This is a genomic window from Acinetobacter sp. 1294243, assembly GCF_000588015.1.
GTDB lineage: Bacteria > Pseudomonadota > Gammaproteobacteria > Pseudomonadales > Moraxellaceae > Acinetobacter > Acinetobacter pittii.
This window is the reverse complement of sequence record NZ_JFXG01000003.1, coordinates 98023-111418: the sequence shown is the minus strand read 5'-3', so window position 1 is coordinate 111418 and position 13396 is coordinate 98023. Positions and strand designations below refer to the sequence as shown.

The window sequence follows — 13396 nt, the reverse complement described above, 5'->3', positions numbered from 1 at the left end:
TCTCTCTTTTAATAGTTAAATACGACTAAATACACATTAAAAAGCCCCTTTCGGGGCTCTTTAAGTAATAAATTTTATTAACCAATAAACTTACGTGCGTTACGGAACATACGTAACCATGCACCATCTTCAGTCCATTCTTCTGGACTCCAAGAGTGTTGAATTGCACGGAAAGTACGCTCTGGGTGTGGCATCATGATCGTTGCACGACCATCTTTAGATGTTACACCAGTAATCGCTTCCGGCGAACCATTCGGGTTCAATGGATAATGTTGAGTCGGGTTACCATGGCTGTCAACATAACGCAAAGCAACTTGATTCGCTGCATTCAAGCCTGCAATATCAGCTTCACTCGCAACTGCACGACCTTCACCGTGTGCTACAGCAATCGGTAAAATCGAACCTTCCATTCCATTAAGCAATACAGAAACAGATTTTTCAACACGAACGTTTACACTACGAGCTTCAAAAACTTCTGACATATTGCGGTGGAAACGTGGCCAATGTTCAGCACCTGGAATAAGTGGCGCTAATTGTGACAACATTTGGCAACCATTACAGATACCTAAGCTAAACGTGTCTTCACGATGGAAGAATTGTTCAAACTGATCACGTAATTTCGCATTGAACAATACAGATTTTGCCCAGCCACCACCAGCACCCATTACGTCACCGTAAGAGAAACCACCACAAGTCACTAAACCTTCAAAATCACTTAGGCTAACGCGACCAGCAAGTAAATCACTCATGTGCACGTCAACGGTATTGAAACCAACCTTATCAAAGGCTGCTGCCATTTCAATATGACCATTTACACCTTGCTCACGCAAGATCGCCATATTTGGGCGACGTGTATTAATGAACGGTGCTTCAATAGGTTCATTCAAGTCAAATGTTGGTTTAGCAATTAAGCCTTGATGTGATTTATCTGCAATTAAAGCAAATTCTTGGTCAGCAGTTTCAACGTTATCACGTAAACGTTGGATCTGATGAGATACTTCAGACCAAGCTTGTTGCAATTCTGCACGCTCTAGAGTCAAACCGTTTACAGATAATTGATCTGTGTTGTTTACACGACCAACTACAGCAATTGCATCTTTTAAGCTAGAAGCAGCAACTTCTGCTTGTAAAGCTTCCCAATCAGCTGCTTTGATTTGAACAACTGCACCAATTTCTTCAGCAAACAAACTTGCTGGAGTTTGATCTTCTAATGCAACACCTAAACGTGCAGCAAACATCATTTCAGCAACAGTTGCGAGTAAACCACCATCACCAATGTCGTGATAAGCTTGAATCAAGCCACGGTTGTTCCAATCTTGAATTAAAGCAAAGAACGCTTTGAAATCATCAAAACTATCAACGTCTGGAGTGATTGAACCGATTGCTTTATATACTTGCGCAAGAATCGAACCACCTAAACGGAACTGGCCTTTAGATAAATCAATACGTACAAGTACTGAATCTTCTAAATTCTTAAGTTCAGGTGTTAAAGTTTTACGAACATCCATTACTGGAGCAAATGCGGTAATTACACCAGTCATTGGAGACGTTACAGCTTTATCTTCGCCGTTGTCATTCCAAGTGGTACGCATTGAAAGTGAGTCTTTACCTACAGGAATCGCAATTCCTAAAGCTGGACACATTTCCATACCAATCGCTTTTACACCTTCGAACAACGCTTGGTCTTCACCTTTTTGACCAGCAGCAGCCATCCAGTTTGCAGAAAGTTTGATATCGCTAATTTGTTCAATGTTTGCACATGCAATATTAGTAATTGCTTCAGCAACTGCCAAACGAGCAGACGCTGCTGGATTTAACAATGCAACTGGTGGACGTTCACCCATAGCCATTGCTTCACCAGTGAAGCCTTGTAAGCTTGTAGTCGTCACTGCCGCATCTGCAACAGGAATCTGCCAACGACCAACCATTTGGTCACGCGCAACCATACCAGTAATTGAGCGGTCACCAATGGTGATTAAGAATGATTTAGAAGCAACTGTAGGATTTTTCAATACACGGAAAATCGCATCTTTCAAATCAACTTTTGAAGCGTCAAACTCGTTACCTTTACGCTCAATTGTTTCATAAGAACGTTGCATACGCGGTGTACCACCAAGCATTACTTGCATTGGGATATCAACTGCATTGTTTTGGAACAATGGATCTTCAACAGTTAAATGACGTGCTTCTGTTGCTTCACCTAACACGGCAAATGGACAACGTTCACGAGCACAGATTGCTTCGAACTGTTCTAAAGACTCTGGACGAATTGCAAGAACATAACGCTCTTGTGCTTCGTTTGACCAGATTTCCATTGGGCTCATGCCCGGTTCTAATGAAGGAATCTTACGAAGGTTAAGAACTGCACCCAACTCATGGTCATTCACAAGTTCAGGCATAGCATTTGATAGACCACCCGCACCAACGTCATGTACAGAAACGATTGGGTTGAAGTCTTCTAAGCGCCAGCATGTATCGATTACTTCTTGGCAACGGCGTTCCATTTCTGGATTTTCACGTTGTACAGAAGCGAAATCAAGGCTTTCACCCATTGTACCGCTATCTACAGAAGATGCTGCACCACCACCAAGACCGATTAACATTGCAGGGCCACCCAATACAATGAGCAAGTCACCAGGTTGAATCGCATCTTTTTCTACATGGTCAGGACGAATGTTACCGTAACCACCAGCGATCATGATTGGCTTATGGAAGCCCTTCACTTCACCATTTACATTTTGTTCGAAAGTACGGAAATAACCATTTAATGCAGGACGACCGAATTCGTTGTTAAATGCCGCGCCACCTAATGGACCTTCAATCATGATTTGTAATGGCGATGCCATACGTGAAGGTTTACCGTAGTTTTCTTCCCAAGGTTGTTCAAAACCAGGAATATTTAAGTTAGAAACTGTAAAGCCTGTTAAACCAGCTTTTGGTTTACCACCACGACCAGTTGCACCTTCATCACGGATTTCACCGCCTGAACCAGTTGCAGCACCAGCAAATGGAGAAATTGCTGTTGGGTGGTTATGAGTTTCAACCTTCATTAAAATATGAGCTGCTTGGCTCTTATATTTATAAACAAAGTGACCATTTTCATCCGCTTTTGGATAAAAACGCATCGTGTCATAACCCACAATTACTGAAGCATTATCTTTGTATGCAGATAAAACATCAGTTGGTGATTCTTTGTAAGTGTTTTTAATCATTTGGAACAATGATAATGGTTGTTTTTCACCATCAATTGTCCATTCAGAACCGAAGATTTTATGACGACAGTGTTCAGAGTTCGCCTGTGCAAACATCATCAATTCGATATCATTTGGATTACGACCAAGCTTACCGAATGCTTCTGTTAAATAATCAATTTCTTGTTCAGATAACGCAAAACCGAACTCATTGTTCGCTTTAACCAAAGCTTCTTTGCCTTGACCCAAGATATCAATTGAATTTAATGGTTTTGGAGCTGTTTCTGAAAATAATGCTTTTGCATCTTCAATTTGAGCAAAAACTGTTTCTGTCATACGGTCGTGAAGTACTTGTTTAACTTCATTCGTAATTTCAGTAACGCCTTTTAACGTGAATAAAAGACCACGTTCTAAACGGTGTACTGGCGTATTACAGTTTTTGAAAATATCAGTTGCTTTAGAAGACCAAGGTGAAATAGTACCCACACGTGGTGTAACTAAAATCTGAATCTCATCACTTGCAGATTGACGAAGTTCAAAAGACTCACCGTCATTCAATAATTGCAAAGCAGATTGATGTTGCTGCTCGTTGAGCGCTTGATCAAACAAATAGACCCATTGGCTGTCAAAAGATTGAACAGAACTAATTGACGATAAACGTGTTAATAGTTGAGCTTTCTTAAAAGAAGAATGTGCTGCTGCACCGGCCACGATAAACATGTTGATTTTGGCTCCACGGGCAGGTCTTGTGAACCTTACCGCAATGTGACTTTAGAGAGAGCGCATATTCTACTGCTTCTTGGTAAAATCAGCTAGATGTAGAATCAGTATTCTGTAACCTAATTCTGCAAGAAGTGATTTGTTTTTTGTTCAAAATCATTTTTTTAGTCATTCCTGCTAAAAATAAATTGTTGCATGTTTATTCAATAACATAATAAAACCCGAACTAAGACAAACTATGTCGCACCAAGCTAGTGCTTTTAAGTTTTTTTTGGCATGATCAGGTTTTATAGTTTTGAATAATGATAAATGGAACAAATGCGTTGGTTAGAACTGCTGTCTGCAGTTCGTTTAGGTAGCAAAAAAAGTAGTACAGAACTGGCTCGTAGCCCATTCCATAAAGATTATGACCGCATTATATTTTCTCAAAGTTTTCGTCAGTTAAACCGTAAGACGCAAGTTCACCCTCTAGCACAGCATGATGGCATTCATACCCGCTTAACTCACTCCCTTGAGGTTTCCTGCATTGGTCGCTCAATGGGCATGCTTGCCGCAGAAAAAATAAAAGACGAATTCCCCGTTTGGATTTCCCCTGCCGATGTCGGGGCAATTATTCAGGCAGCTTGTCTGGCCCACGATATAGGTAATCCCCCTTTCGGACATGCGGGTGAATACGCAATTCGCGAATGGTTCGATGATGCTTCACATGATGATTTTTTAAAGAAACTAAGTCCCGAAGAAGAAGCCGATGTACGTCAGTTTGAAGGTAATGCTCAAGGATTACGTTTATTAAGTCGCATTGACTATCATCCAAATGATGGCGGTATGCGTTTAACTTATGCAACTTTAGGTGCTTATCTAAAATATCCATGGCTTTCAAAAACAATTGCTTCGCAGGGTGACCGCCCTTCCCATCAAAGAGCAAAGTTTGGTTGTTATCAGTCTGAAAAAGAAATTTTAAAACAGATTGCTGAACAGCTCGGGCTGATTCAACTCGGTGAATATCATTATTGCCGTCATCCACTCACCTACCTGCTAGAAGCTGCTGATGACATTTGCTATGCATTAATTGATTTAGAAGATGGCATTGTCTTGAATATGCTGAGTTACCAAGAAGTTGAACCAATATTCCTAAATCTTATTGCCGACTATGGTCAACCTGAAGAGTTATCTCATCCAAACAGTACATGGCAACAAAAGATCTCAGCATTACGCGGCCGCGTTATGAAACGTCTTGTTGATGAAGTCACTACGGCTTTTGCCAAAAATCACTACGAAATCATTACAGGTCAGCTTAAAGGCAATCTTTTGCAATATTGTTCGCCAGATATTGCAATTGGTATCGAAACTGCCAAAAATCTGGCACGTGATAAAATTTTTGAGCACCCGCAGAAGTCTGGTTTAGAAATTATTGCGCACCAAAGTTTACAAACGATTTTAGATGCATTTGTACCACTCACAACTCCGCATAAATCTTTAAGCTTTAAAGAACAACGTTTAATGTCTATCCTTAATCTATATGGTGCTAACTTTAGCAATAATCACTACAGCAATATCATGCAAGTCCTCGATATTATCAGTAAGTTCTCAGATCATCAGGCTTATAGCTTGGCGCAAGAGCTACAAGGCAATAAAATAGGTTTGTTTTAAGCTGGCTTGATATAGAAAGAAATAAAACTAGTGTCGTTTTCAATTCATTTTAGAACGACCAGATTTACAGTTATGAATAAGTGAAATTACGCTATGATCGGATGTTTAATTGGCGAAGTGTTTGCCCTAGAAGCCCCTACTGTCTTACTAAATGTGAACGGTGTGGGTTATGAAATTGATACGCCACTTTCAACATTTTGCCAATTACAAAAAGGCCAGAAAGTTACGTTATGGACGCATTTGGTTGTTCGTGAAGATGCTCAACAACTCTACGGTTTTAGTGATGCTCAAGAGAAAACAATTTTCCGCACCTTATTAAAAGTAAACGGTGTCGGTCCGAAAATGGCATTGGGTATTTTATCGACGCTAAGTGTTGAGTTATTGGTTCACACCATTGAACATGATGATATTAATACGCTGGTCAAAGTTCCAGGGGTTGGCAAAAAAACAGCTGAACGTTTAATGATTGAACTCCGTGACCGTTTCAAAACATTGGCTCAAGGCACTTCAACTGTGGCGACCATGCCTCAAATTCAATTTGCTGCAAACTCTCCTGTTGCAGAAGCAGAAGCTGCTTTGCAATCTTTAGGTTATAAGCCACTTGAAGCACAAAAAGCTGTTGCTGCGGTTAAAGCCGATTACACAGAATCAGCCGATATTATTCGCGCTGCTCTCAAATCCATGATGAAGTAAAACACTTATGCAAGACCGTCTAATCAGTGGAATAGAAAAACCTGAAGATCATTTTGATCGGGCTATTCGCCCAACTTCTCTTGCCGACTATATTGGGCAACCAGTCGTACGCGAGCAAATGGAAATTTTCATTGGCGCTGCTCGTGGTCGTGGTGAAGCTCTCGACCACACACTGATTTTTGGTCCGCCCGGCTTAGGTAAAACCACACTAGCTAATATTATTGCACGTGAAATGGGTGGCAACCTCAAATCGACTTCAGGGCCTGTCTTGGAACGTGCAGGCGATTTAGCGGCAATGCTGACTAACCTTGAAGAAGGCGATGTTTTATTTATTGATGAAATTCATCGTCTTTCACCGGTGATTGAAGAAATTCTGTATCCAGCGATGGAAGATTACCAACTCGACATCATGATTGGTGAAGGCCCTGCTGCTCGTTCAATTAAACTCGATTTACCCCCTTTTACACTCGTCGCTGCGACCACACGTGCGGGCTTACTGACCTCACCATTACGTGACCGCTTCGGTATTGTGCAACGTCTTGAGTTTTACTCTGTAGAAGACTTGACTCACATTGTGTCGCGCTCTGCAAACTTAATGGATGTACCCATTACAGTTGAAGGCGCAGAAGAAGTAGCACGCCGATCACGCGGAACACCTCGTATCGCCAACCGTTTATTACGACGTGTTCGTGACTATGCCCAAGTGAAAGGCACAGGCGAAGTGACCCATGAAATGGCACAGCGTGCGCTTGATATGCTCAATGTTGATAAAGCTGGCCTAGATACCCTAGACCGACGTTATTTGAGCATGTTACTCGAGCGTTTTGATGGTGGCCCTGCTGGAGTTGAAGCGCTTGCAGCAGCGATGGCTGAAGACAGCGGTACGCTTGAAGACGTGATTGAACCTTATTTAATTCAACAAGGTTATGTCATGCGTACTGCACGAGGTCGGATTGCAACCAACCAATCTTATTTACAGTTTGGAATGACACCACCCGAGCCTAAAAACTAATCAAAGGAAGAGAATTTTCTCTTCCTTTTTTAATTTAATCTCTCTATCCAATTAAAATAATAATTGTCTTATCAATAAATTAGTCACTCTATACCTTTTAAGTCTTTCTTTATACCTTATTGATTTTTTAATATTTTTAAAAACTGAATTATAAGAAATCTAGATAGCAAATCTTATGAACAATAATATTTTTAGGATAAGGATATGTACAAAAAAGCCGCTTTGATTTTTCCACTCGCTTTAATGAGCCAGCTGAGCCTAGCAGATTGGGTAAAAGATGCTGCACAACAAAATGAAAATCAGGTAATTCAATTAAGACAACATATTCATGAGCATCCTGAACTTGGCAATATGGAATTTAAAACATCTGCACTAGTTCAAAAAGAATTAAAGTCCTATGGCATTCAAGTCAAAACAGGTTATGCGAAAACAGGCGTTATTGGTATTTTAAAAGGGAATAAACCCGGCCCTATTATTGCACTTAGAGCCGATATGGATGCACTACCTATGGAAGAAAAAAGTGGTGTTCCCTTTGCGAGTAAACAAAAAGCAATTTATCAAGGTAAAGAAACTTATGTGATGCATGCCTGTGGACATGATGCACACACAGCAATGTTATTAGGTGCAGCAAAAATTCTGGCTGCGAATAAAGATAAAATATCGGGTACCGTTGTCTTTGTTTTTCAACCCGCTGAAGAAGGGGGAGCAGATATAGACAACTTTACGCAAGGTGATCAAATCGGCTCAAGAAAAATGATCACAGATGGCGCATTTAGAGATTATAAACCCGAGGCTATTTTTGGAATGCATGTCATATCTGGTATGCAAAGTGGGCACCTTTATTATAAAGATGGTGCCATTTTAAATAGTGCAGATCACTTGCGTATTCAGGTCAACGGCAAGCAGGTTCACGGCTCAACCCCTTGGTTAGGTAGAGATCCGATTTATGCATCGGCACAAATGATTAATAATTTACAGAGCCTTATTAGTCGAAGAACTGATCTCACCCAAGGCATGGGCGTTGTCAGCATCGGTAACATTCAAGGGGGTACGGCAGGAAATGTGATTCCTGAACAGGTCAATATGATCGGTACTATTCGTTCTAATAACGAACAGATACGGGCAAATATCTTAAAAAGTTTACCTGCCATGATAGAGCATAACGCTCAAGCCAATGACGTGACCGCCAAAGTTGAAATTGCTCCTTACGCTCCAGTAACCATGAACGACAAAGCGCTCACTCAATTTATTCAGCCAACCCTGGCCAAAGTTGTTGGCGATTCAAAACTCCATGTTTTAGATCATAATGCAAGCGCAAGTGAAGATTTTGCCTATTATGGCAAGTTAATGCCATCATTCTTTGTTTTCTTGGGTGCAACACCAGAAAATCAGGACTTAACTCAGGCGGCACCAAATCATAGCCCTTATTTTATTGTAGATAACAAGGCTTTAAAAACTGGGACCGAGCTACATGTAAGATTCGTATTAGATTATCCGAATATATCAAAACAAGTTCAAACTTCATGGAAGCCCTCTTAACTTAAAAAGCTTGCTAGCCATAAGATATAGCGTTTTTAGATTAGAAATACAGCAACCGCAATTGAAAGGTTGTGCCATAGGACTTAGTATGCAATCTGCTAAACTGCCCCGTATTTAAAAGCAGATGTATGGCTGTTGAATAGAGCTGATGTTTTATTCAAAGCCATATTTTAAATATAAAGCTCTATAGTGAACTAAAACGGAATACTCTCATGGCGAATCATTTTGAATTCAACATTCGTGTTTATATTGAAGATACGGACGCAGGTGGTATTGTTTACCATGCCAACCATATTCGCTATATGGAACGTACCCGTACTGAATGGCTCCGTGCTTCTGGCGTTGATCATTACTGGCATCAAAAAGACTACAACTTTGTCGTACACAAAATTGACGTAAAATACATGCGTCCTATTTTAATGGATGATTTAATTACTGTTACAGCACGTGTAGTTTCATGTAAAGCTGCGTCATTTGTGTTGCAACAAAATATTTATCGTGGTGAAATCTTGCTTGCTTCTGGCGAGGTTGAGTTGGCATGTTTAAGTAAAGAACTTGTAGCTCGTCGTCTTCCAGAAGAAATACGTGATCTTATTCGTAAAGAATTGGAACAAGACTAAAAAAACAACCGGCATATGTAACCTATGGCAACAAACATTGAATCAACCCTGCATATTTCTGACCTTATTTTACAAGCAAGTCCAGTCGTTCAGTTGGTCATGCTAATTTTATTGTTAGCATCGATCTTTAGTTGGTATCTGATTGCCAAGTTACATATGAGTTATAAAAAAGCACATCAAGACGATGAACATTTCCAAAAAATGTTCTGGTCTGGTGCTGAACTCAATACACTTTATAACAATGCCCAACTCAACTCAAAGCGCTCTGGGCTTGAAGATATTTTTTATCAAGGGTTGAGCGAATTTTTTAAACTCAAAAAGCGTCAGGCTCCTGTTTCACAAACAATAGAAGGCACTGAACGTATTTTGCGTGTAGGTTTGAGTCGTGATCAGAGCCATTTAGAATACGGCTTAGGTACTTTAGCAAGTATCGGTTCTGTAGCACCGTACATCGGTCTATTCGGTACTGTTTGGGGTATTATGAATGCCTTTATCGGTTTAGCTGCGGTCGATCAGGTAACTCTAGCAACTGTTGCACCGGGTATTGCCGAAGCACTTATTGCAACTGCAATTGGTTTGTTTGCCGCAATTCCTGCTGTATTAGCTTTTAACCACTTCACTGCTAAAAGTGAAAGTGTTTATTCTGATCGCGCTTTATTTGCTGAAGAGATGATTGCTTTATTGCAACGTCAATCTGTGGGTTCATCACAGGAAGATGCATAATGGCAATTCAGCGTTCAGGGCGCTTTGAGCGCATAAAAAAACCATTAAAAAGTGATATGAACGTCGTACCTTATATTGACGTTATGCTCGTGCTTTTGGTTATTTTTATGGTAACTGCCCCTATGATTACCAGTGGTATCAAGGTCGATTTACCTCAAGCAAATAACCATCCAATTGAATCAAAAGATATGCCAGCCATGGTAACAATTGGCAAAGATGGCAATATTTATCTTCAGTATGAAGATTACAAAGATAATGAACCATTATCTCGTGAAAAGCTTGAAGAAGTTTTAAGCGATGCTCAAAAACAAGCTGAACAAGAAAATAAACAACTCACAGTTTTAGTCAATGGTGATAAGTCTCGTCCTTATGGAGAAGTCGTATCATTGATGGCGAGTTTACAAGAAGCAGGTTTAACTCAAGTTGGCCTTCTGACAGAGCCTTTAAAATAAGCTATGAACAAAAATCAAAAGCCGCCCTTTAAACAAAATGCGATTGCATTGAGCTTTACACTCGGAGTTCATGCAATTGCCATTGTTGGCTTGCTTTTTTTAGGCTTGAGTAAACCACCTGAACAGCCAAAAAAGCTTACAACTATTTTAGTTAAGCCAGAAGATTTGCCTCCTCCTTTAGCAAAAGAAGTTGAACAAGAGACTACAGCTACCAATGAAGCAAAAGAGGTATTAGCCCCTGTTGTGGATGAAACGCTTCCTCAAAATCTTCCGACTACGCCTCCTCCTCCAACAGCTCAACAACTTGCTGCCCAACAGCAAAAGGCCGAACAGGCACAACAAGCTAAGTTAGCTGAGCAAAAACGTAAAGCTGAAGAAGCTGCAAAAATGAAACAAGCAGCGGAACAGCAACGTAAAGAGGAAATACAAAAACAGCAGGCTAAAGCTAAAGCAAAATCAGAAGCCGAACAAAAGCGTAAGGCCGAACAAACGGCAAAAGCTCAAGCAGATGCCAAAGCTAAGCAAGAGCAAAGTGAAGCTCGTAAAGCTGCTGAAGACGCTAAACGTAAAGCTGAGGCTGATGCAAAATTAAAACGTGAAGCTCAAAAGGCCGAAAATGCTAAGCTTCAAGCACAACAAGAAGCTAAGCGAAAAGCTGAAGCAGATGCTAAAGCCAAGCAACAAAAAGCTGCCGATGACGCTAAACGCAAAGCTGAAGCTGCTGCTAAAGCCAAACAGCAAAAAGCTGCAGATGATGCTAAACGTAAAGCTGAAGCAGATGCTAAAGCTAAGCAACAAAAAGCTGAGGAAGCTAAACGCAAAGCTGAGGCCGATGCAAAAGCTAAGCAACAAAAAGCCAATGACGAGGCTAAACGTAAAGCTGATGCCGATGCAAAAGCTAAACAGCAAAAGGCTGCTGACGATGCTAAACGTAAAGCTGAGGCCGATGCGAAAGCCAAACAGCAAAAGGCTGCTGACGATGCTAAACGCAAAGCTGAGGCTGATGCTAAAGCCAAGCAAAAAGCTGCTGACGATGCTAAGCGTAAAGCTGAAGCAGAGGCCGAAGCCAAAGCTGCATCTGCTCAAAAAGCACAAGAAGAAGCAGCTCAAAAGAAAGCTGAAGCTAAAAAAGTTGCTTCTTCAGCTAGACGCGATTTTGAACAAAAAATTCGACGCTCTTGGGACGTTCCAACTGGCAGTAGTGGTAAAACAGTTGGTGTTCGCTTCACTCTCTCCGATTCGGGAAGCGTTAACTCTATTGTGATCACGCGTTCAAGTGGTGATGATGCCTTAGACGCAAGTATTAAAGCTGCAATTCAAGCCGCAGCACCATATCCTATGCCATCAGATCCAGATGCAAGACGTGAAGCAAGAAGTGTCAGCTCTACATTTAGAGCGCAATAATTTTGAAAGAGTTACATGCTTTAAATAGTTTAAGGCATGTAACTATGCTACAAAATCAACAGTCACAAAAATCCCTGCTATGACTTTAAACTTATGAATACGAGCCGCAAACACCTGCTATCTTTAGCACTGATCACAGCCTTAAGCCCTATTGCTTCTACAACTGCTTTTGCCCAGTTATATCTGGAAATTGCTAAAGCTCCAGATCAGGCACCCAAAATTGCTATTGTCCCGTTTACCAATGACAATGGGCTCTATCCTATTGTTGAAACAGACTTAAACCGTTCTGGGCGCTTTACAAGCTCATCTAAAAATTTGCCTGCCAATGCTGCTATCAATCAGATTCAAGCTTCTGACTGGCAAACTGCTGGTATTCCATATGTAGTTACTGGACAAATTAAACAAACAGCGACAGGTTTTGAAGTTCACTACCAACTTTATGATGTACAAAAGCAACAATACATTTTAAATGAACTTTTAAATGTACCAACTGCACGCATACGCCAGGCTGGCCATATGGTAAGTGATGCTATTTATCAAGCGCTTACTGGTATTCCAGGTGACTTTAGTGGCCGTATTGCATATGTACTAAGAAACCCTGCAACACCTGCCGAGCGTTATACACTACAAATTGCAGATACGGATGGTGAACAACCAAAGACCGTTTTATCATCTCGTGATCCAATTCTTTCTCCGGCATGGACACCAGATGCCAAAAAAATTGCTTATGTTTCTTTTGAAACTAAACGTCCAGCAATTTATTTACAGGATTTATCAACTGGAACACGTGAAGTTCTTACCAGTTTCCGAGGTCTAAACGGCGCACCAAGTTTCTCACCAGATGGCCAATCAATGCTGTTTACAGCATCTATGAATGGCAACCCTGAAATCTATCAAATGGATTTATCAACTCGCCAAGTCAAACGCATGACAAATGACTCGGCAATTGATACCGAAGCACGTTATACACCAGATGGAAAATCCTTTATTTTCACTTCTGACCGTGGTGGCTCTGCCCAAATTTATCGTTACACCTTTGCTGATGGCTCAGTAAAGCGTTTGACATTTAAAGGGTCATTTAATGCACGTGGAACTCTGAGTGCAGATGGCAAAAAGATTGCACTTGTTCATCGCCCAAGTGGCAGCAGTTATAAAGTTGCAATTCAAGACATTAATACTGGCATCACCAATATTCTTACCCCAACTAGTTTAGATGAATCACCAAGTTTCTCACCAAATGGGCAAATGGTGGTCTACGCAACTCGTGAAGGCAACCGTGGCTTGTTGTCTATTATGTCTACTGATGGACGTTTCCGTATGAATTTACCAAGCGAACAAGGTGAAGTACGTGAACCAGCCTGGGCACCAAAATAACTTTTAATTCCATTGACG

General features: G+C 40.9%; 10 protein-coding genes. 9 read left to right on the top strand and 1 reads right to left on the bottom strand.

Annotated features, from left to right (window positions below; all coding sequences use genetic code 11):
* Positions 1-77: 77 nt before the first annotated feature.
* A complete protein-coding gene (gene purL / locus J655_RS10090) occupies positions 78-3911 on the bottom strand; it encodes a phosphoribosylformylglycinamidine synthase (RefSeq protein WP_032006988.1) in 3834 nt (1277 codons plus the stop codon).
* A gap of 309 nt (positions 3912-4220) precedes the next feature.
* On the opposite strand from purL, the gene J655_RS10085 reads away from it, so the two are divergent.
* The 9 genes from J655_RS10085 (at position 4221) to tolB (ending at position 13378) form a co-directional block, all read left to right on the top strand.
* The gene (locus J655_RS10085; protein WP_032006987.1) at positions 4221-5561 is read left to right on the top strand and encodes a deoxyguanosinetriphosphate triphosphohydrolase; all 1341 of its coding nucleotides are present in this window, start codon (positions 4221-4223) and stop codon (positions 5559-5561) included.
* Positions 5562-5654: 93 nt separating this feature from the next.
* Positions 5655-6254, top strand: coding sequence for a Holliday junction branch migration protein RuvA (gene ruvA, locus J655_RS10080; protein WP_002118762.1), 600 nt, complete (start codon positions 5655-5657; stop codon positions 6252-6254).
* Between the two features lie 7 nt (positions 6255-6261).
* Positions 6262-7266 carry a Holliday junction branch migration DNA helicase RuvB gene (gene ruvB, locus J655_RS10075; protein ID WP_032006985.1) on the top strand — a complete coding sequence of 335 codons (1005 nt, stop codon included), beginning with the start codon at positions 6262-6264 and terminating at the stop codon, positions 7264-7266.
* Between the two features lie 204 nt (positions 7267-7470).
* On the top strand, positions 7471-8805 hold the full coding sequence (locus J655_RS10070; RefSeq protein WP_017385824.1) for a M20 family metallopeptidase: 1335 nt from the start codon (positions 7471-7473) through the stop codon (positions 8803-8805).
* Positions 8806-9017: 212 nt separating this feature from the next.
* Complete coding sequence (gene ybgC / locus J655_RS10065) at positions 9018-9425, top strand: tol-pal system-associated acyl-CoA thioesterase (RefSeq protein WP_004699892.1); 408 nt, start codon at positions 9018-9020, stop codon at positions 9423-9425.
* Between the two features lie 24 nt (positions 9426-9449).
* Positions 9450-10148, top strand: coding sequence for a protein TolQ (gene tolQ, locus J655_RS10060; RefSeq protein WP_016140259.1), 699 nt, complete (start codon positions 9450-9452; stop codon positions 10146-10148).
* Complete coding sequence (tolR, locus tag J655_RS10055) at positions 10148-10600, top strand: protein TolR (protein ID WP_005067772.1); 453 nt, start codon at positions 10148-10150, stop codon at positions 10598-10600. Before tolQ ends, tolR begins: the two co-directional genes overlap by 1 nt.
* Positions 10601-10603: 3 nt before the next feature.
* Positions 10604-12004: a cell envelope integrity protein TolA gene (tolA, locus tag J655_RS10050; RefSeq protein ID WP_032006983.1), complete on the top strand. Its 1401-nt coding sequence runs from the start codon at positions 10604-10606 to the stop codon at positions 12002-12004.
* Positions 12005-12097: 93 nt separating this feature from the next.
* Positions 12098-13378 (top strand): Tol-Pal system beta propeller repeat protein TolB, encoded by a 1281-nt coding sequence (tolB, locus tag J655_RS10045; RefSeq protein WP_032006982.1) that lies wholly within the window; start codon positions 12098-12100, stop codon positions 13376-13378.
* Positions 13379-13396: the final 18 nt, after the last annotated feature.